The organism is Leucothrix pacifica (assembly GCF_003172875.1).
Classification (GTDB): Bacteria; Pseudomonadota; Gammaproteobacteria; order Thiotrichales; family Thiotrichaceae; genus Leucothrix; species Leucothrix pacifica.
Map to the genome: position 1 here is coordinate 137,965 of NZ_QGKM01000005.1, position 19,743 is coordinate 157,707.

Sequence of the window (19,743 nt, forward strand, 5' to 3'; positions counted from 1 at the left end):
AAGTTCGACCGGAGAACATCATGACTACAACTATCGTAACCTCACCCACCAAGGAAGTGAAAATTGGCTTCGACGAGCCATTCGTAATTATTGGTGAGCGCATTAACCCGACGGGCCGTAAAATTCTGGCCGAAGAAATGAAAAACGGTGACTACAGCCGTGTTGAAGCGGATGCACTGGCGCAGGTCGCAGCAGGCGCACACATGTTGGATATTAATGCGGGTATACCATTAGCTGACGAACCTAAAATCCTAGCTGAAGTAATCCAGCTGGTTCAGTCATTTACCGATATACCACTATGTATTGACTCCTCAATCATCGATGCACTGGAAGCAGGCTTATCGGTTTATCAAGGACGAGCGTTGGTTAACTCAGTAACTGGTGAGGACGAGTCACTGGATCGCGTATTGCCGTTAGTGGCTAAATACGACGCTTCAGTAGTGGCTATTTCAAATGACGAAACCGGCATTAGTGAAGACCCGGATGTACGTTTTGAAGTGGCTAAGAAAATCGTTGAGCGCGCCGCCGATTACGGTATCTCGCATGACCGTGTTGTGGTTGATCCTCTGGTGATGCCAATCGGTGCCATCAATAGTGCCGGTAAACAAGTACTGGCTTTGGTATCTCGCTTACGCAATGAATTAAAAGTGAATACCACCTGTGGCGCTTCCAATGTAAGCTTTGGCCTGCCCAACCGCAACGGCATCAACGGATCATTCCTCAGTATGGCAATGGGTGCAGGCATGACCTCAGCCATCACTAGTCCGTTGCACCCTGAAGTGATTCAGGCGGTGATGGGCTCTGATGTCATGCTGGGACATGACCCGGATTGCGCCAACTGGATTCGTAAGTACCGTGAAGCCCCGGCAGAAGGTGCGCGCGGCACCCGTACTTCAGGTGGACGCCGCCGCCGTTCTTAAATTTTAGCAACAGGAGATTTCCCCTTTGTCTCACGAAACCGCCAAAGTCGTTTTTATGCCCTCAGGGCGTCGTGGTCAGTTTTCGCTAGGAACGCCACTGCTACAAATCGCCCAGAGCCTTGGAGTTGATATTGACTCCGTGTGTGGTGGTCGCGGCATATGTGGCCGCTGCCAGGTTGAGTGTGCGGAGGGTAATTTTCAGAAACATCAGATTGTTTCCAGTAAATCTCATCTGAATGAGCTGACTGCGGCTGAAAAAAAATATTCCGAAAAACGCAAAGTACTTGCTGAAAACCGTCGCCTGAGTTGTCACACACTACTGCAAGGCGATGTGGTGATTGATGTACCGCCGGAAAGTCAGGTACACAAACAAATCGTGCGTAAAGAAGCAGACCTGCGCGATATCACACTCGATAGCACCATTAGCCTGCACTATATCGACGTCGAAGAAGCCGATATGCATAACCCCAAGGGCGACATGCAACGGCTGTGTGAAGCGCTTAAGCTGGAGTGGGAACTCAGCGATCTGGAGTTTGATTTAAACCTGCTGCAAAAACTGCAACCGATTCTGCGTGAAGGCGACTGGAAAGTGACCGCAGCGGTCTATGACGGTAAGCGCATTGTGGATGTATGGCCGGGCTTCAAAGAGAAAGTCTACGGTCTGGCCATTGATATCGGCTCTACCACCGTCGCTGCCCACCTCTGCGATTTGCATACCGGTGAAGTCCTTAACTCCGGTAGTTTAATGAATCCACAGATCCGTTTTGGTGAAGACCTGATGAGCCGCGTGTCATATGTAATGATGCATCCGGAAGGCGCGGGCGAAATGACCGAAGCAATTCGTTCGGGACTCAATAAACTCATCGAACAAATTGTAGCCGAGATTGATATTCCACTGGATGATGTCATGGAATTGGTCATGGTCGGCAACCCCATTATGCATCACATTTTGCTAGGCATTAATCCGGTCGAACTCGGTGGTGCACCGTTTGCCTTAGCCACCGACTCAGCAGTTCGCACCCGCGCCAGTGATATGGGTATAACCATCAATAGTGGCGGGATGATTTATGTACTGCCTTGTATCGCCGGTCATGTCGGAGCGGATGCGGCCGGTGTAGTGCTCTCTGAAGAACCACAACTACAAAATGAAATTACCCTGCTGGTCGATGTCGGCACCAATGCTGAAATCGTTCTGGGCAATAAAGACTGGCTCATGGCCTGCTCCAGTCCTACCGGCCCTGCATTTGAAGGTGCACAAATCAGCAGTGGCCAACGTGCCGCTCCGGGTGCAATAGAGCGGGTACGGATTGATCCGCTCACTAAAGAACCTCGTTTTCAGGTCATCGGCTCTGAGCTTTGGTCAAACGAAGCAGGCTTTGAAGAGTCCATCAAAAAAATCGGTGTGAATGGTATTTGTGGCTCCGGCATTATTGAAGTAATCGCAGAAATGTATCTCGCGGGTATCATCAGTAAAGAAGGTGTGATCGATGGCGATTTAGCCACTATAAACCCACGGATTATTCCGAATGACCGCACCTTCTCGTATGTACTGTATGACGACGGCTCCGGCAGACCGGATCGGGTGATTTCTGTTACCCAAAATGATGTCAGACAAATCCAACTTGGTAAGGCTGCGCTGTATGCAGGTGTTCGCTTGTTAATGGATAAAATGGGTGTGACACAGATCGACCGCATTCGTTTGGCTGGTGCGTTTGGTAGCCATATCGATGTAAAGCACGCCATGGTTTTGGGTTTAATTCCTGATTGTCCGCTGGACAATGTTGCTTCAGCCGGAAATGCAGCAGGAACAGGTGCTCGCATCGCTTTGCTCAATAAAGCATCGCGCAATACCATCGAAACCGTCGTACGTAATATCGAGAAAATCGAAACTGCAGTAGAGCCAAAGTTTCAGGATTATTTCGTGGGCGCGATGGCTTTCCCACACGATACCGACCCATTCCCGAATTTATTTGCTGTCGTGACCAAGCCACCAGAAAAAGAAAAACGTGCTGAAGAACCTGTTGAAGGTAGTCGCCGACGCCGCCGTCGCAGGGGCTAAGCATGAGTAGTTACAATATCGGTATTGATACCGGCGGCACATACACCGATGCAGTGATTATCAACACTGCGACTCGCGAGCTGGTGGCTTCTGCAAAAGCGCTGACAACGCGCGGTGATTTATCCATTGGTGTGATCGAAGCGTTGAATAACGTGATGGCTACGACTAGAGGGCAACTCAGCGCTGCAGATATTTCACTGGTTTCACTCTCCACAACACTGGCTACCAATGCATTAGTTGAGGGCCAAGGCTCGAAAATTGGTGTGCTGCTGATTGGCTTTGACGATGTCATGCTGGAACGTAGCAACCTGGAAACAGCCATACCTAGTGCAATAATTCAGCGTGTTAATGGCGGTCATACTCATGACGGCTCTGAAACAGTTGCACTTGATGAAGGCAGTATTCGTGACACTTTGGAGGCCAATAAAGACAAGGTCGGTGCTTATGCGGTGGCTGCTCATTACTCCGTTCGTAACCCTTCCCATGAGCGGAGGGCGCAAACATTAGTGCGTGAGATTATTGGCTGTCCGGTAACTGCCTCCTGCGATTTATCCGAAGCCTTGAACGGCCCACGGCGGGCACTCACTGCGGCATTCAATGCTCGCATCATTTCATTAATTGTGACGTTGGTGGATGCGGTACGGGATGCGTTGGGAGGTCACAATATCGACGCACCACTAATGATTGTCAAAGGTGATGGCTCTATTGCCAGTGCTGATACCGTGGTTGAAAAGCCGATTGAAACTATTCTTTCCGGTCCGGCGGCCAGCGTGATTGGCGCTAACTTTTTATCCGGTGAAAGTGATTTCATCATTTCCGATATTGGCGGTACAACGACTGATGTAGCTATCGTTAAAAATGGCTGGCCGGAGCTGAATGAAGCAGGTTCGGTGATTGGTGGTTTTCGTACCATGGTCAACGCCATTGATATGCAAACCATCGGTTTAGGTGGCGACAGTGCGATTGAAATTGATCATCGTGGTCGTATTCACCTACAGGCAAATCGTGTGGTTCCACTGGCACTGCTGGGCCACCGCTGGCCATCAGTGATTAAGGACTTAAAACATAGTCTCAGTCAAGGCATGGGGCTTGGCGCTGCTACCATGTTCTTGCTACGGCCGGATGGCTTTGATCGCCACCCTCTACCCGCTGATATTAGTGATGCAGACCGACAGTTTTTAAACATAATCACTAACGAACCGGTGCGATGGTCACAACTAGTGAATCGCGTCTCTGATCGAAATCGAGTGACTCGTTTAGTGGATCGTGGCTTACTCCAAATCGGAGGATTTACCCCCAGCGATGCTGCGCATGTTCTGGATAGGCAATCACAATGGTCTCGCGAAGCGGCAGAATTAGTTTGCCTGATGATTGGTCGGTCGCACGGTAAAGTCAGCTATAACGATGCCAATATCGATATCGAGTGCCGCACCTTCGCACAGGAAGTGTTCGACGCCATGGTCGCCAAAAGCACTCACCTGTTACTTGAGCGATTAAGTGGTCATAGCTATCCGCAAGATGACCCGATTATCAGCAGCATCACGCACGGCAGCACACAGTTAGGAGACCTGAACTTAGCACTTACACCCCGCATTCCGCTGGTTGCTGTTGGTGGGCCGGCACAGGTCTTTTATGGTGATGTAGGCAGTCGCCTGGGAATTACTCCGATTACTCCCCAAGGCAGTGAAGTTGCTAATGCAATTGGTGCAGCAATTGGCATGATAAAGGCAAACGCCACCGTTGAAATTAGTTCCGCAGAGCAAGGTGGTTACCGAATTCATCATGATGGAAAGCCAATATTTATCAGCTCACCCTCCGAAGCTTTAGAAAAAGCGACAGCAATGGCTAAAGCAATAGCGACTGAAAAAGCTGAGGCGATGAGTGCGCAGAATCTGAGTATCAGTTCTGAGCTTGAGCGTTTAGACATACCGGGAATGGAGGGGGATGCAGGGCTTATTTCAGCAAAAATCACTGCGAATTGTCTTGGGTCAATAAAATAGCAATTTGATTTGCTAGCATCTGCACATCGCACAATTTTGCTTTACAATGTGCGCATAACATTTCTAACAACAAAAGGAACCTACCCTCATGAGTAGCTACCCAACCCTAGCGGAGATGGACATTAGCCGCGCTGGAGAAATCAGACATTATACGCTTCACCAAGAAGGCAAAGGTGACGTCCTGAAAATCTTCTACAAACGCAAAAAAGGTTCTTTTCTGCCTGAACGAAAAACCTTTAGATTTGGTCGCTCTGCAAAAATGATTGCTACCGGTGACAGAAACCAAGAGTCTCGCGAAGTTTATGAAATCTCGCCGTTCCTGCTCAAAGCCGTCTCTGAGTTAGATCGACTGTTAAAAGCTCAGGACTCTGTGGTCGATAAGAAGCAACACATTATCGATCGCATGGAGCAGATCGAACAAGAGATTAAATCTGCTCACGAAGAAATGCGCAGCCTGCTAAAAGAGCTGTAAGCGACACACAGAAAACGTCACTAAGCCAACCACAATAGTTAGCATCAGGTGACGACTCAGCAAGGCAGTGACAAAGGCAAGTACGGAGGCGATCAAATAATGATTCTCCGTACTCACCAATATTGCACCGTCGCGCACCAAACTCGCTTGTACAATAATCGCCGTCAGCACGGCAATTGGCACAAATTCTAAGGCCTGCACCAACAAAGGTGGAATATGGATTTTACCTGCCAATGCCAAAGGCAAATAACGTGGAATAAATGTTAGTGCTGTCATCGCGACAATCAACCACCAATAATCATTCATGAATTGCCCTCCGCTCTGCAGTGTTTTGCTGCTGTTTTAGTACAATAATTCCCACCACAATAGCCATCACCGATGAGAACAATAAACCGGTTTGATGCGGCCAGTCGTAAGTCAGCAAGATGCAAACCGCCGAAGTGACAGCGCAAGCCCAATGCGCGGTATGCTGCAAGGACGGCACCACAATACCGATAAAGGCCACCACCATCGCTACATCCAGCCCCCAGTTTGTCATATCCGGTACTTTTTCCCCGACAGTAATACCAATCCAAGTACACAGCTGCCAGTTCAGATACATAATCAGCGCTGCGCCAATGTAATAGGAATAAAACCCTTTGCCATCATCGAGCTTTGCACGCAACCGATTGGCTACCACTGCATAGGCCTCATCCGTCAACCAAAAAGCCATTGGTACCCGTAATAAGGCAGGTATTTTTTCAGCCACAGGCATTAGGCTGGCGGCATATAACATATGACGAAGGTTGACGATAAACACAGTCATCGCAATCACTGGCAATGCAGCAGCACTGGCCAATAATGTTACTGCAATAAACTGCGAAGACCCGGCAAAGACAAATAGCGACATACCCATCGCTTCCCAGTGAGTCAGGCCCAGAGACTGTGCCATCGCACCGTATACAATACCGAACGGAATAGCTGCCAGAATTAGTGGTAAAATATCCCTCGCCCCGCGTATAAACAGGCCTCCATCAAAGCGTTTGCCCGACATCTTTCCCCTCACCCGCACAATATAAAACAGGTCGCAATATTAGCGTGATGCACTGAGCAGGTCACGAAATTCCTGTTTATAACAAGCCATCGACAAAACAACTGTAAAGCCATGTAAAACCACCTTGTTATCGGTGTGACATCACGCTAGAGTTCAGAAAAATACTCTGTTTAGGAATAACCATGTCTGACTGTCTTCGAGAATTATTAAAAACACGCCCCTATCTGTTAGCCGATGGTGCTACCGGTACAAACTTATTCGCTATGGGGCTACAAACCGGTGATTCTCCGGAGCTGTGGAATGTGGATCACCCAGACCGGATCGCCGCTAATTATAATAGCTTCATTGAAGCAGGCTCAGACATCGTGCTCACCAACACATTCGGTGGCACTAGCTTTCGCTTAAAGCTGCATGACGCTCAGGACCGTGTTACCGAGCTTAATCACGCCGGTGCTAAAGTGGCCCGTGAATGTGCCGATGCCGCTGATCATACAGTATTGGTCGCAGGCTCAATGGGGCCCACCGGTGAATTAATGGAACCAATGGGTGCACTCACCAAAGAATCAGCGGTTGCGGCCTTTGCCGAGCAGGCACAAGCCTTGGCTGATGGCGGTGCAGATCTGCTTTGGATCGAGACCATGTCTTCCATCGAGGAAGTTGAAGCCGCTCTGGAAGGCGCCGCAACAACCGGTTTACCTGCTGTCACGACTATTAGTTTTGATATTAATGGGCGCTCCATGATGGGCGTCACCCCAGCTGATCTAGTAAATCTGTATGAAAACTCAGAACATCCGCCTGTTGCCTGTGGTTCTAACTGCGGTGTTGGTGCTTCCGAGTTAGTCGTCGCCATTTTAAATATGGGCAACGCGTCAGACAAAGAAGAGAATATATACGTCGCCAAAGCAAACTGCGGCATCCCTGAATACGTTGAGGGTAAAATCCATTACAACGGTACGCCCGAAATTATGGCGGAATACGTGCGTATGGCCATTGATTCAGGGGCAAAAATTATCGGCGGCTGCTGTGGTACCACACCGGAGCATATTCGTGCGATGCGTGAAGCGCTGGATAATCACATCAAAGGTGACAAACCAACGATTGAAGAGGTCGAAACACGTTTGGGAGAAGTCTCTACAGGTGCTAAAGCGCAAAACCGTGGTGACATGAGCGTATTAGATGGTGCTGTTTCCGGCGGTAATGGCGCCCCTCGCAAGGAGCGTCGTCGCAGACGCGGATAAACCCTTTATGCCAAAAGCTCTGCCCCTAATATTGGCTGGCCCGGTCCTTCGTAAGTGCACGAAGGATTGTTTTACTGTGTGGCTAGCCCTGAGTCAGCGCCCGGAGTCTATCAAGCTGATATTATCGGCAGAGTCTGATGGCGTGCTTTTCGACCAAATACTGACGGAAGCACAATATCAATCCGTCAGAATTGGCAAAAAAGCCTTTATAGTTCTACTCAGTATTAATCCAGATACTCCCTTCCCTCAGGATACTTTCTTCGATTATCAAATTGGTTTTGAGGTGGATGGCCAGTCCAAAACACTGACAGAACTCCTCCCTGAATTATGCTATGACAAACAGGAGCGCCCGGGATTTTACTTACGCTCTCACCTGAAAAAAGTCATTCACGGCTCATGTCGCAAACCTCATAGTGAATCTAAAGACGCACTGGCTGAACTCGATCAGCAAATTGCCAAGCACCTGCTGGATGAACAAGAGCGCCCTGACCTGATTATTATGTCCGGCGATCAAATCTATGCTGATGACGTGGCTGGGCCAACGCTTAGAGCGATTCACAAAGTCGCGGATTTACTTGAGCTATCACATGAATCATGGGATGGATCGAACCCTAGCGATAACAATTCTCTACTCGATGATCAGTGTTGTTACTACAAACGCGATGAATTACTTCCAAAGAACAAAGCGAACCAAAAAATGCTGGATTTGTTTTTTGGTGGCAGCCAAAAGCCAATCTTTACCGCACGGTTCTCACATAACCATCTGATTACCATGGCCGAAATGATGGCGATGTATCTGCTGATGTGGTCACCTACGCTGTGGGAATTGGTAGATATCGATGAAAAATGCATTCCTGAGGAGTACATTGAAACCTTTCGTGACGAACTCACCCTCATCGACGACTTTGTAGGTGGTTTACAGGCAGTACAACGAGCATTTGCAAACATTCCGGTGTATATGATCTTTGACGATCATGATGTCACCGACGACTGGAATCTCACTCGCGGCTGGGAAGAAGCCGCCTATCAACACCCTTTTTCCAAACGTATTATCGGTAATGCGCTGGTTGCCTATTGGTTGTGTCAGGGTTGGGGCAATAATAAAACGGTCTTCGACGAACTACTGGAAGAAAGCCGTGAGGTATTTGAAGAGGATACCTACTCCCCCGAGGAGCTAATCGATAAATTACTCTATTTCAGGGAATGGGATTACACCGTTGATACCAATCCCAGAATTATTGTGGCAGACACACGTACGAATCGTTGGCGCTCGGAAAGCAGTTCTAATAACCCCTCAGGCTTAATGGACTGGGAAGCATTAAGCGATTTACAGCAACAATTAATTCACAATGATTCCGTTATATTGGTCTCTGCTGCACCAATTTTTGGTGTAAAACTGGTTGAAGTCATACAGCGAATTTTTACCTTTTTCGGTAAGCCACTATTGGTCGATGCTGAGAACTGGATGGCACACAACGGTTCCGCCAATGTCATTCTGAACATATTTATGCATACTAAAACACCACAACATTTCATTATCTTATCGGGTGATGTGCACTACTCATTTGTCTACGATGTGTCGTTGCGTTTTCGTGAAAATGGCCCGGATATCACTCAGGTCACCGCCAGTGGTTTCAAAAATACCTTCCCTGAGAAGCTGCTGAATGTGTTTGATATATTAGACCGGGCGCTTTACGGACGACGCTCCCCGCTGAACTTTTTTACTAAACGCCGCAGAATGTCAGTTCGCTCACGCAAACCTGAGGGCTTGGGCAGGCGACGTTTGGTGAATGACAGCAGTCTGGGAGTGTTGCTACTCAATAAAGATAATGATGTCGAAACTGAGGTAATCAATGCCTCAGGCAAGACTACCCGATTTATCCGTAAAGAGTAATCCTGCAACAACGTGTGCCAAGGTATGCGCAGGATCTTAACTATACGGATACCGCTAAACGCTTACTAATTCGTCGTCTACTGCTTGTTGAAGTGATGCAATCTCTACGCCCAGTGACCGCAATGCTCTGGCGGTAACGCCATGCTTCATAGTCGCTACCACTGCAACCACGTGCGCGCCAAGCAAAGGCCTGTCTTTATCAGTTTTCTTTAGCTTGTGTAACTTTTTCATGACGGCTTCTCCGGATGGTTTTGAGGAATGAAACACTCGCTCAGTCTCTAGCGGCTCTGGCTCAGCGTTTACCGACGACATATCAACACCAATGGATTGCAATGCTTCTTCATATTGCGTGGTGACAGCCTGCCTGAACATATCCGCATTAATCCCTACCCGATCAAACACACGCTTAGCACTGCCATCCGGTAGCTCAAGTGCTGACAGTAAAAAATGCTCCGCACCTGGCTCTTCCTCACCACTAATACGTGCCTGTTCATCAGCACCGGCAATCAAGCGACTGATGGTTTTCATATCTTCGATACGAAGTTTTAAGCGTTTGAACATTAGCGATCTCCCTGCCGGTTGGCGTTGTTTTTGGAAATATAGGCGGCATGACGTTTGTGTGCGGCCTGTTTGGTCACACCGAGCGCTTCAGCAACCTGTGACCAACTCCAACCTTGTGCGATGGCTTGTTTGACCGCGTTTCTTTCTAGTCTCTCAGCCATCAGGCGCAATGCCACCACTGCGGCGAGTGCCTCTTCAGGATTATCCGGTGAGGGTATGGAATTAATATCAGACATGCGTCAACTTTAATTGACGAAATCTATTCCGTCAACCTAGATTGACGTTTGTTAATTCCGTGATATATTTCCACTGCTATCGATAATTAGATTATTGCTGAGTTTGTAAGCCAGCCCGCCAACCGCATTTCAACAGAGGGCATCCCCTTGACGACTCCAAACAGCACAGCAAGTTACTCGATCGGTCTTTTGTTAAGAATTTTCCTGCCTTTTGCTGCCGGTTATTTTCTTTCTTATTTATTCAGAGTGGTCAACACCATCATTGCTGGTGATTTATCCAGTGATTTGTCACTCGACGCCAACCAGCTTGGTCTGCTGACCAGTGTGTACCTCATCGCCTTTGCTGCGGCGCAATTGCCTTTGGGCGTATTGCTTGACCGATACGGTCCTCGCCAAACTGAAGCGATATTATTGTTATTCGCCGCTACAGGAGCCGCAGTCTTCGCCGTAGCTGAAACCTCGACTGGCTTATTAGTTGGACGCGCGCTCATCGGCTTCGGTGTGTCAGCGTGCTTAATGGCCTCATTCAAGGCCTTTGTGCTGTGGTTCCCGATGGAACGCCTGCCGATGATTAATGGCTTCTTGTTAGCCGCTGGCGGTTTTGGTGTACTCATGGCATCCACACCGGTTGAGTTTGCATTGCAATTTACTGACTGGCGAGGTGTATTCTGGGTGTTAGCAGGAGTGACATTCCTTGTAGCAATCGCTGTTTTCTTCGTGGTACCCGATAAGCCTATTGTTAACAATGGCGTAACGACAAAGCAACACATCAGTGGGATCGGTAAGATTTTCAAAAGCCGCACTTTCTGGAGTATTGCACCTTGGTCGGTCGCAAGTCAGGCCTCTTCTATCTCAGTGATTAGCCTGTGGACTGGTCCTTGGTTAAGAGATGTCGCAAACTTGAACCGGGAAGATATTGCAACGACACTGTCTTTGATTGCCGTTGCACTGATCGTGGGTTTCACCTTTATCGGTATGTTTGCGGATTGGTTACGTCGCTTTGGTATTCGACCAATCAAAGTATCCACCACCGGTATGATTATCTTTATGTTGATACAAGTGGCAATTGTTTTGGAATTGACTGCACACTCAACGGTTCTGTGGATGAGCTATACCTTCTTTTCAAGTGCCGCAGTATTGACCTATGCCATTCTCTCGCAGAGCTTTCCCGCCGAATTAGCAGGCAGGGTTAACACCGGTCTAAATCTACTGGTATTTGTTGTTGCGTTTATCATGCAGTGGGGAATCGGCATTATTATCAACCAATTTGTCAGCGACCGAGTCGGGCAATATGAGCCTGAAGGGTTTCAGGTCGCATTTAGTGTACTCATTGCCATCCAATTCATCGCGATGGCTTGGTTTTATTTCAGTCAGAAACAACATGCTGTAACCGACCCTTAGTCTGACTCAATATTATACAAATCTACTATCTATGATAGTATTCTCGATTAAACTCACACACACAGCAAAACAACAATAAACCAAGGTAACAAGCGTCGCTGAATTTCGTCACTATGAAACTTAATAAAGATAGTCGCTGGCATTTTAGCACTCAACTCATTGTAGTATTTCTGGTCGCCTGCCTGGTTGCTGCGCTTAGTGCTGATGCGTGGGTGCGTAATCTGGAAACGGACTATCTGATTTCAACGTACAACAACAAAAATTCACAGACGGCTACGCTACTGGCCAGATCAGCCGTTATTCCTATTTTACAGAGTGACTTAGCGGAGCTTGATGAATTACTCAAAGCCATACGTCAAGTTGATGAAACGTTGATTTATGTAGAGGCTAAAGATATCTCAGGCACTTTACTCAGCAAAGCCGGCAGTAATGACAACATAGACATTGCTACACCAGACGGTATTCAAAAGCTGTCCAATACCGTGGCCTACCAAGGTGACCCTTTAGCGACAATAGAAATGACATGGGATACAAGGTCTATCCGCGAGAGCGTGAACCGCCATGTCAACTTGATTCGCTGGATCGTCTTATCCACTGTTGCCTTGCTTTCAATGGTGCTTTTTAGCAGCCTGAAACGCTTGGTCGCTGACCCCGTGGATAGTATCAACAAGAAACTGCAGGCAATTTCTAAAGGTGAATCAACACCCAAAATAAAGCAGCACCCACTGATCTCCAAAGAGTTTAGCTACCTCAGCTACATTGCTAACCAACTCGACACACAATATCAGGAACAACTGGAAACGCAGAAATCTCTGGCCATTGAAAGAGACAAAGCGAAGGCTGCCAACAATACCAAAAATGAATTTTTAGGGGTGATTAGTCACGAGTTACGTACCCCCATCAACGGCACATTAGGGCTGCTGGAGGTCCTGATGAACGACAAAACGCTTAGCCAGGAGCAAGCTGATAACGTTTCAGTCGCCTATTCCTCTACTGACTCATTGCTGGCTATCGTCAGTAATATTCTGGATTTCTCTACCATTGAGTCCGGTAAATTACAGATTAAAACGCTGGAGCTAAACCTAAAGCAACTTATTAATGAGGTAGTTAGCTCAGCGTCATCAAGCGCAGAGAAAAAAGGCTTGCGCATCAGCTGTGAATTAACGCCTGATGTGCCAGATACGTTGATGGCAGATCCGATGCGTATTCGCCAGATTTTGAATAATCTATTGCTGAATGCAATCAAATTTACTGAGACTGGCAGTATTACCGTATCCACTGAACAAGTCAGTCAATCTGATGACGACGTACAGATTCGCCTTAGCGTGACGGATACCGGTATAGGGATTAGTGAAGAAGCGCAAGCAGCACTGTTTACCTCATTCTCACAGCTTGATAACAGCTCTACCCGCAAACACGGCGGTACCGGACTCGGTCTTACCATCAACCGTGAGCTGGTTAATGCGATGGGCGGGTATATCACGGTGGATAGCCAAGTCGGTAAAGGTAGCACCTTCAGTGTCACTTTGCCGTTTAAACGCATTAAGCAGTCCGCAAAACAACAAAAGCTATCAGCCACCGAACTCCCTCCCCTACATGGCACAGTCTTGTTAGCCGAGGACAACCCGGTCAATACTATGGTTGCGAAGAAAATGCTGAGTTCGTTTGGCCTGACTGTTATTCATGCCTCGAACGGAGCCAAAGCGGTTGAGAGTTTTAAACAAGACGTATTTGCTGCGGTATTAATGGATATTCAGATGCCTGAGATGGACGGCTATGATGCTACTTTAAGCATACGCGAATGGGAGAAGCAGCAGCAGTGTGAACAAACACCCATTATTGCTCTAACGGCTAATGTACTCAGTGCGGACCGTGCACATTGTTTCGAAGTTGGTATGGATGACTTTTTGCCGAAACCAATTAAAATGGCTGCACTTCACAAGACGCTGGAACATTGGATTCAAAAAGAAAACGCCGATCTTAGTGCTCAGTCCTCAAGTAAATAATCACCGCGACTCTCTAACTTCTCCGTACCGACAATTTTAGCGACAGAACATCCCGGCCATACGTACTTCGTGGTGTTACGGGAAATAATCCGGCCACTGGTACCGGCAATGACTTCGATACGCTCTAGAAATGCACCCTCACCTTCCAGCTTGACTAACTCGGCAATCAACTGGCCTTTCTCTACAATGTCACCTAATTCTACTTTGTAAGCCAACAAACCGGCTTGATCAACCCGCACCATTTCCGTGGCGTCTAAGTCAGTAGGTTCCGGTGCAAACATTTTTTCAGCGTCTACAGGCTCGCCAGTGATCAGACCTTGCGCTTGAAAATAAGCATACAACTGTATGTCATCTTGCTCGTTTAGCTCATCAAATACGTCGGATTGGCCGCGATATTCCAGCGTAGCAGCAATGGGAGGCATAGGTATGGCAGCTGCTCGATATTCCTTCTTCAAATCTAACCACAGACTTGGCCAAACCTCATCAAACGAACCTCCACCGCTATCTTCTGCCAGCAAAGTACCAGCTGAGCCAATCCAATCTGCCAGCGCTTGCATTTCATCAGATAACTGAGGCACGGCAAAGATATGAATTAACGCGTCATTATCACAGTGCAAATCAAACACATAATCAGCATCATAGGCTTCCAAAGTGACCCAATGACGTTGTTGTTCCAGTGCTGATACCGGCTTGATTGCCTTTAAACTTTCACCGAGTAGTTTTAAAACGAGGCGTTTATTTTTGTCTGGATTACTACCTAGCTTGTCACCCAATTGATTTTTAATGAGTGGGAATAAGCGTAGCCAGTTGCGATTAAAGTTTTTACCCGATACCGAATCGTAACGACCCTGATGTTGGTTAAACCCCAGATTGGCCATTCCCAGAGGATTGACCATCGGCATAACGACGAATTCTGCCGCTAATTCATCACGCTCATCAGCTGCGCGCAACATGCCAAGTAAATGATGCAACACCATAATGCCGGGCTGCTCATCAGCATGTAAGGCGGCCTGTAGATAGACTTTAGGTACTCCGGCTTTGCGCTTTGGGCCTATACGAAAATAATGTAATTCCGTGGTGCGACCAGGTGCATCGCCAGTGATCTTACGGGTAATCTGCTTAAAGCTCATCGCATGTACTTCGGGTTAAAACGGAATTTTGGCGTTTCTTCTTTCTTGAGGTGTCGAGTCAGATACTTATGAACCAGACCAAACACAAAGAAGATCATCATCGAAATCACAATGAAATATAACGCAGCAACAGAGAAATGCAGAAAGACGTTGTAGTCTTTCTCAAACAACTCACCAGCCTTATTCATCAAGTCTTTTTGCTCATTAATAACAGGCAAAGTGAAGTAGACCAGCACCGTGGCATGAAACAAGAAAACGACTTCGTTGGTATAAGCAGGCCAAGCAAGACGGATCGTATTTGGCCAAGTCACTGACCAGAACTCCTGCCACTTACTCATACCCATTGCCCGTGCCGCCTCTATTTCGCCTTTTGGCACTGTCTTGAGTGCGCCATAGAAGATTTCAGCCGCGTAAGCACTGGTATTTAACACCAATACCAAAGGCCCTAAGAACAAGGGATGTAGTACGATGTCATCAATCCCCATCGGCTTCCAGAGCGTTCGGTTCAGCGACAGTGCGAAGCTGTAGAACATAAAGAACTGGATAAACAATGGCGAACCACGAAAAGCGTAGATATACGCGCGTGATAACCATGAAATCAGACGGTTACCCGAGTTTTTGCCAAGTGCTAGTAACATGGCAAACGGAAAACCAAGCGGTATAGAAATCAGTGCGAAATAGAGATTAAACGTCGCAGGACGCGCCAGCGTAATAATGTCCTGCACAAAAGCGTTGTCTAGTAACCAATCCATATCAGTTCACCGTAACCATTCCGCGACTTGCACGGTTTTGTAATGCACGGAAAACGCGCTCTGAAATCATCGCCATAATGATATAGAAAATAAACAAGGCTAAGTAATATTTCCATCGCCAATCAGGATGTACTAACCCTGCTCTGGCCAAATAGTTGGGAGCGCCCAAACGATCAGCCCACAACACGATATCGGCGATCTGCAGGAGCGATAACAGAGAGGTTGCTTTGAGCAGCAGCATCCATACATTAGACAAACCCGGTAGCGCATACACCCACATTTGGCGCACTTTAAATCGCCAGAAAACTTGTTTCTCAGTAAAACCATAAGCTTGGGCTGCCTCTAGCTGCCCTTTTGGAACAGAGATCATTGCACCATGAATCACATTCGCCGCGAACGCGCCATAGACAAGTCCCAGAGAAACACAGGCTAAGATGAGATAATCATTTCCGCTCAGATACCACTGTGCGGCATCACAAGGGGGCCAGCTGCCAGCGTTGTTAGCGATTTCTTCAGCAGTACAACGGGCGCGGGAAAAAAAGTATTCCACCGTTTGCTCAAAAGCGAGTGGGAAGAATATAAAAAATAAGACATCGGGAACACCACGGACAATATTGACGTAGAAGCTACCGATCCAGCGCAAAGGCGCAAATTTTGATTGTTTTGCAGCGGCACCGAGCAAGCCGAATATGACGGCAAAAAAGGCACCAGCCACTGCTGCGATTAGGGTAAATTTAAAGCTGGCATACCATGCCATGTGTTTGCCATTGGTGATGTACTCCAGACCTGCGCGCCAGTCCTCACCTAGTAACCCAACCAATGCATTGACGATCGTATCGATCATAGTCCCCTAATTCCGCAACACTTTTTAAAATGAATAAGGGTGTTACCAATAGCGGTAACACCCTCTGAAACTACTAGCAATTACTCAGCAGCTTTCTTCTCTTCTTCAGCAGGCGTGTAGAACGGACCTTTTTTGAAGTATTCCATAACCAGCTTATCAACCGTGCCGTCTGCTTTCGCTTCAGTCAGTGCTGCATTCATTTTCTCAGCAAGGTCAGTATCTTTCTGACGCATACCAATTGCGACACCACCACCAATCTGAACATTCGGACCAACGTAAACGATCATACCACCTGAGCCTTCAACCACAGGGTCAAGGAAGCTGCCATCCGCTAACAGAATATCGATGTTACCTGCAGCTAAGTCAGCAACCGACTGATCCGGTTTCTCATATGACTTGATGGTGTTATTTTCTTTGAATGTCTCTTCCGCGTAAGCCGCCTGAATTGTTCCACCCTGAACACCAATGTTCTTGCCTTTCAGGTTATCAAAATCAAACTCATCGCCTTTGGCCGCGGCGTAACGTGAAGGATCTGCCGGAAAATACTCATCACTGAACGCAATCGTTTCTTTACGCTCATCAGTCACCGACATACCTGCCATGATCATGTCGTAGTTACCTGCGATCATGTTTGGAATGATCGAATCCCACTCGTTTACCACGAACTCACACTCAAGCTCAGCACGCTTACAAAGATCCATACCCAGATCAATTTCATAACCAGCTAATTTACCCTTGTCATCCATAAAGTTCCAAGGTGCATACGCGCCCTCTGTACCAATACGGACCTTGTCAGCAGCGACTGCTGAGCCTGTAAATGCAACCATTGCGATTGCCAGAGGTAATAGGATCTTCTTCATTGTATCTCTCCAGTTTTGCCCACGTTTGGGATAATTTTAAATACAGTCGATGGGGCTCAGTTCGCTGTATTAGATAGAAATTGCTTGAGCCTTTCCGAGCTAGGGTTGCTAAACATCTCAGATGGATGCCCTTGCTCTTCAATCAGCCCCTGATGTAAGAAAATCGCCTTATTACAAACATCACGGGCAAATGCCATTTCGTGGGTCACAACAATCATCGTTGTACCCTCTTGCGCCAGCTGACGCATAACGCCCAGTACCTCACCGACTAACTCAGGATCAAGTGCTGAGGTCGGCTCATCAAACAAAATTGCATCAGGTCGCATCGCCAAGGCTCTGGCAATCGCAACACGTTGTTGTTGACCACCCGATAAAAAGGCAGGATAAGCATCACGTTTATCTGCGACCCCAACCTTGTCTAGAAATTCCAATGCAATCTCTTTGGCCTCCGCTTTAGGCAAGCCCTGAACACGCACAGGCGCCTCCATGACATTTTGCAAAATTGTCATGTGCGACCATAAATTGAACTGCTGAAAGACCATGCCAATACGGGTGCGCAAGTGTTGAACTTGCTGAGGGTCTGAGGCGATACGCCCACCGTTGCGATCAGACTTGAATTTAATCGCATCGCCGGCAAGACTGATCTCACCATGCTCTGGCATTTCAAGAAGGTTTATACAACGTAGAAAAGTGGATTTTCCGGACCCCGAAGAGCCGATCAGCGAGATAACGTCACCAGAGTGCGCCTCCAGCGATAGCCCATGCAATACTTCGAGATCACCAAATCGTTTTTTGATATTGGTAACGGATAATACGGGTGATGTCATGCAGGGGCCCTGTTCTGCGATTCACAAAGGAATGTATTGATTTTTGATATGGCCAACGCTACCGGAAGCCATTAAAAAAAACAAGCGCAAATAAACAGGGCTCAGATCTTATAAACGTTAACCTGCATCATCCAATTCGTACTTTTTAATACGGTAACGTAGCTGTCTGAATGTCATGCCTAACTGTTTGGCAGCAGCGGTACGATTCCAACGCGTTTGTTCCAGCGCTTCCAGAATTTGGCTTTTCTCATCATCCGCCTCTGGTTGCCATGCGGGATGGGCTGAGATTTTAGCCTGCATTGCTTCTGCAGTTTTCACAACAGGACTCACATCCGGCAACTGCAGATCTTCCGGTTGAATCACATTGTCTTCACACAACGTTGAAGCACGCTCCAGAATATTCTCTAACTCACGCACATTTCCGGGGAATGGATATTGGTTCAGTGCATTCATTGCAGCAGGTGACAAATGGATTTCATCCAGCGCCCAACGTTCTGCGATCAACTTGAGGAAGAAGTTAGCCAGCAATTCAATATCGCCACCCCGCTCATGAAGAGGAGGTACATCCAACTTGATCACGTTAAGCCGATAATATAAATCTTGGCGGAAACTACCCTCTTCGACTTCTTTCTCCAAATCCTTATGAGTTGCACTGAGAATGCGTATATCAACGCCCACCTCCTCTGTTCCACCCACAGGTTTGATGGCTTTCTCCTGAATCGCACGTAGCAGTTTGACCTGCATACCGAGTGGCAGATCAGCTACCTCATCTAAAAACAAGGTGCCTTTGTGAGCAGCCTGAAACAGGCCTTTTTTATCCTCGACTGCACCAGTGAAGCTGCCCTTCTTATGCCCGAAGAACTCACTCTCCATCAAGTTTTCAGGAATTGCACCACAGTTAACAGGAATAAAACTGCCACCCGCCCGCGGGCTTCGTTTATGAATTTCGTTGGCAACCAGCTCTTTACCACTACCGGATTCACCATGTATGAATACCGGTGCCTGACTGCGAGCCAGCTTAGCAATAGTAGCGTTCAAACGCTGCATCGCCTCAGACTCACCGATAATCGAGCTTTCTTGCGTATTATCACTTTTAGATTTTGTCGTGGTACCGGATGAATTTTCCGTGTGGCCAGACAATGTCAAAGCGGTTTGCACTAAATCGCGCAATTTACTCAGATCAACAGGCTTTGAAACAAAATCATAAGCGCCGGCTTTCAGTGCCTCAACCGCAGACTCCATACTGCCGAAAGCAGTAATCACCGCCACCGGAATGTGTGCATACTCTCGTTGTATATAGCGCACAATATCCAAACCAGTGCCATCAGGTAGTTTCATATCAGTCAGGCACAGATCCGGCTGGAACGACTGGATGGTCAGCAAGGCTTCTTTCACAGAGCCAGCTGTTGCCGTATCCAGTCCCATTCGTAATAAGGTGATTTCAAGCAGCTCACGAATGTCTGGCTCGTCATCAATCACTAGTACTTTTTGTTGTGCCATAAGACGCTTC

At 47.5% G+C, this 19,743-nt stretch carries 18 protein-coding genes; 8 read left to right on the forward strand and 10 right to left on the reverse strand.

Features of this window, described 5'->3' with window-relative positions; genetic code table 11:
* Window positions 1-20: 20 nt before the first annotated feature.
* The 4 genes from DKW60_RS03145 (at window position 21) to DKW60_RS03160 (ending at window position 5,451) form a co-directional block, all read left to right on the forward strand.
* Window positions 21-920 carry a dihydropteroate synthase gene (locus DKW60_RS03145; protein ID WP_109836205.1) on the forward strand — a complete coding sequence of 300 codons (900 nt, stop codon included), beginning with the start codon at window positions 21-23 and terminating at the stop codon, window positions 918-920.
* A 25-nt stretch (window positions 921-945) separates the two neighbouring features.
* Window positions 946-2,979: an ASKHA domain-containing protein gene (locus tag DKW60_RS03150; RefSeq protein ID WP_219988619.1), complete on the forward strand. Its 2,034-nt coding sequence runs from the start codon at window positions 946-948 to the stop codon at window positions 2,977-2,979.
* A gap of 2 nt (window positions 2,980-2,981) precedes the next feature.
* Window positions 2,982-4,979 (forward strand): hydantoinase/oxoprolinase N-terminal domain-containing protein, encoded by a 1,998-nt coding sequence (locus tag DKW60_RS03155; RefSeq protein WP_109836206.1) that lies wholly within the window; start codon window positions 2,982-2,984, stop codon window positions 4,977-4,979.
* Between the two features lie 88 nt (window positions 4,980-5,067).
* A complete protein-coding gene (locus tag DKW60_RS03160) occupies window positions 5,068-5,451 on the forward strand; it encodes a DUF3461 family protein (protein WP_109836207.1) in 384 nt (127 codons plus the stop codon).
* Here DKW60_RS03160 and DKW60_RS03165 read toward each other — a convergent pair.
* Complete coding sequence (locus tag DKW60_RS03165; RefSeq protein ID WP_109836208.1) at window positions 5,437-5,757, reverse strand: AzlD domain-containing protein; 321 nt, start codon at window positions 5,755-5,757, stop codon at window positions 5,437-5,439. The genes DKW60_RS03160 and DKW60_RS03165 overlap by 15 nt on opposite strands.
* Window positions 5,750-6,484: an AzlC family ABC transporter permease gene (locus DKW60_RS03170; protein WP_109836209.1), complete on the reverse strand. Its 735-nt coding sequence runs from the start codon at window positions 6,482-6,484 to the stop codon at window positions 5,750-5,752. The genes DKW60_RS03165 and DKW60_RS03170 overlap by 8 nt, the downstream gene beginning before the upstream one ends.
* A gap of 182 nt (window positions 6,485-6,666) precedes the next feature.
* Between DKW60_RS03170 and bmt the strand changes: the two genes are divergently transcribed.
* Complete coding sequence (bmt, locus tag DKW60_RS03175; RefSeq protein WP_109836210.1) at window positions 6,667-7,722, forward strand: betaine--homocysteine S-methyltransferase; 1,056 nt, start codon at window positions 6,667-6,669, stop codon at window positions 7,720-7,722.
* A gap of 7 nt (window positions 7,723-7,729) precedes the next feature.
* Window positions 7,730-9,616, forward strand: a complete 1,887-nt coding sequence (locus DKW60_RS03180; protein WP_109836211.1) for an alkaline phosphatase D family protein — start codon at window positions 7,730-7,732, stop codon at window positions 9,614-9,616.
* Between the two features lie 54 nt (window positions 9,617-9,670).
* Here the strand turns inward: DKW60_RS03180 and DKW60_RS03185 are convergent, their stop codons facing one another.
* Together DKW60_RS03185 and DKW60_RS03190 are read right to left on the reverse strand one after the other, a co-directional pair.
* Window positions 9,671-10,177, reverse strand: a complete 507-nt coding sequence (locus tag DKW60_RS03185) for a Clp protease N-terminal domain-containing protein (RefSeq protein WP_109836212.1) — start codon at window positions 10,175-10,177, stop codon at window positions 9,671-9,673.
* Window positions 10,177-10,413, reverse strand: coding sequence for a hypothetical protein (locus DKW60_RS03190; RefSeq protein ID WP_109836213.1), 237 nt, complete (start codon window positions 10,411-10,413; stop codon window positions 10,177-10,179). Before DKW60_RS03190 ends, DKW60_RS03185 begins: the two co-directional genes overlap by 1 nt.
* A gap of 147 nt (window positions 10,414-10,560) precedes the next feature.
* On the opposite strand from DKW60_RS03190, the gene DKW60_RS03195 reads away from it, so the two are divergent.
* A complete protein-coding gene (locus tag DKW60_RS03195; protein ID WP_181389564.1) occupies window positions 10,561-11,814 on the forward strand; it encodes an MFS transporter in 1,254 nt (417 codons plus the stop codon).
* A 113-nt stretch (window positions 11,815-11,927) separates the two neighbouring features.
* Window positions 11,928-13,820 (forward strand): ATP-binding protein, encoded by a 1,893-nt coding sequence (locus DKW60_RS03200; RefSeq protein ID WP_109836215.1) that lies wholly within the window; start codon window positions 11,928-11,930, stop codon window positions 13,818-13,820.
* On the opposite strand, the gene DKW60_RS03205 is transcribed toward DKW60_RS03200, so the two are convergent.
* The 6 genes from DKW60_RS03205 to DKW60_RS03230 form a co-directional block, all read right to left on the reverse strand.
* Window positions 13,802-14,950 carry a succinylglutamate desuccinylase/aspartoacylase family protein gene (locus DKW60_RS03205; protein ID WP_109836216.1) on the reverse strand — a complete coding sequence of 383 codons (1,149 nt, stop codon included), beginning with the start codon at window positions 14,948-14,950 and terminating at the stop codon, window positions 13,802-13,804. The two genes, DKW60_RS03200 and DKW60_RS03205, sit on opposite strands and share 19 nt — an antisense overlap.
* Entirely contained in the window at window positions 14,947-15,702 is a 756-nt protein-coding gene (locus DKW60_RS03210) for an ABC transporter permease subunit (RefSeq protein WP_109836217.1), read from the reverse strand. The genes DKW60_RS03205 and DKW60_RS03210 overlap by 4 nt, the downstream gene beginning before the upstream one ends.
* A 1-nt stretch (window position 15,703) precedes the next feature.
* Complete coding sequence (locus tag DKW60_RS03215) at window positions 15,704-16,546, reverse strand: ABC transporter permease subunit (RefSeq protein ID WP_109836218.1); 843 nt, start codon at window positions 16,544-16,546, stop codon at window positions 15,704-15,706.
* Window positions 16,547-16,626: 80 nt separating this feature from the next.
* Window positions 16,627-17,406 carry a transporter substrate-binding domain-containing protein gene (locus tag DKW60_RS03220; RefSeq protein ID WP_109836219.1) on the reverse strand — a complete coding sequence of 260 codons (780 nt, stop codon included), beginning with the start codon at window positions 17,404-17,406 and terminating at the stop codon, window positions 16,627-16,629.
* Between the two features lie 56 nt (window positions 17,407-17,462).
* Window positions 17,463-18,233 (reverse strand): ABC transporter ATP-binding protein, encoded by a 771-nt coding sequence (locus tag DKW60_RS03225; protein WP_109836220.1) that lies wholly within the window; start codon window positions 18,231-18,233, stop codon window positions 17,463-17,465.
* A 117-nt stretch (window positions 18,234-18,350) separates the two neighbouring features.
* The gene (locus tag DKW60_RS03230; RefSeq protein WP_109836221.1) at window positions 18,351-19,733 is read right to left on the reverse strand and encodes a sigma-54-dependent transcriptional regulator; all 1,383 of its coding nucleotides are present in this window, start codon (window positions 19,731-19,733) and stop codon (window positions 18,351-18,353) included.
* Between the last annotated feature and the right edge of the window lie 10 nt (window positions 19,734-19,743).

What these genes read in the sequence shown, in the direction of transcription:
- DKW60_RS03220 (WP_109836219.1), bottom strand. Translation starts at nt 17,406, where the DNA reads ATGAAGAAGATCCTATTACCTCTGGCAATCGCAATGGTTGCATTTACA.
- DKW60_RS03185 (WP_109836212.1), bottom strand. Translation starts at nt 10,177, where the DNA reads ATGTTCAAACGCTTAAAACTTCGTATCGAAGATATGAAAACCATCAGT.
- DKW60_RS03200 (WP_109836215.1), top strand. Translation starts at nt 11,928, where the DNA reads ATGAAACTTAATAAAGATAGTCGCTGGCATTTTAGCACTCAACTCATT.
- DKW60_RS03160 (WP_109836207.1), top strand. Translation starts at nt 5,068, where the DNA reads ATGAGTAGCTACCCAACCCTAGCGGAGATGGACATTAGCCGCGCTGGA.
- DKW60_RS03230 (WP_109836221.1), bottom strand. Translation starts at nt 19,733, where the DNA reads ATGGCACAACAAAAAGTACTAGTGATTGATGACGAGCCAGACATTCGT.
- DKW60_RS03180 (WP_109836211.1), top strand. Translation starts at nt 7,730, where the DNA reads ATGCCAAAAGCTCTGCCCCTAATATTGGCTGGCCCGGTCCTTCGTAAG.
- DKW60_RS03170 (WP_109836209.1), bottom strand. Translation starts at nt 6,484, where the DNA reads ATGTCGGGCAAACGCTTTGATGGAGGCCTGTTTATACGCGGGGCGAGG.
- DKW60_RS03155 (WP_109836206.1), top strand. Translation starts at nt 2,982, where the DNA reads ATGAGTAGTTACAATATCGGTATTGATACCGGCGGCACATACACCGAT.
- DKW60_RS03225 (WP_109836220.1), bottom strand. Translation starts at nt 18,233, where the DNA reads ATGACATCACCCGTATTATCCGTTACCAATATCAAAAAACGATTTGGT.
- DKW60_RS03145 (WP_109836205.1), top strand. Translation starts at nt 21, where the DNA reads ATGACTACAACTATCGTAACCTCACCCACCAAGGAAGTGAAAATTGGC.
- DKW60_RS03205 (WP_109836216.1), bottom strand. Translation starts at nt 14,950, where the DNA reads ATGAGCTTTAAGCAGATTACCCGTAAGATCACTGGCGATGCACCTGGT.
- DKW60_RS03210 (WP_109836217.1), bottom strand. Translation starts at nt 15,702, where the DNA reads ATGGATTGGTTACTAGACAACGCTTTTGTGCAGGACATTATTACGCTG.
- DKW60_RS03215 (WP_109836218.1), bottom strand. Translation starts at nt 16,546, where the DNA reads ATGATCGATACGATCGTCAATGCATTGGTTGGGTTACTAGGTGAGGAC.
- DKW60_RS03190 (WP_109836213.1), bottom strand. Translation starts at nt 10,413, where the DNA reads ATGTCTGATATTAATTCCATACCCTCACCGGATAATCCTGAAGAGGCA.
- DKW60_RS03165 (WP_109836208.1), bottom strand. Translation starts at nt 5,757, where the DNA reads ATGAATGATTATTGGTGGTTGATTGTCGCGATGACAGCACTAACATTT.
- bmt (WP_109836210.1), top strand. Translation starts at nt 6,667, where the DNA reads ATGTCTGACTGTCTTCGAGAATTATTAAAAACACGCCCCTATCTGTTA.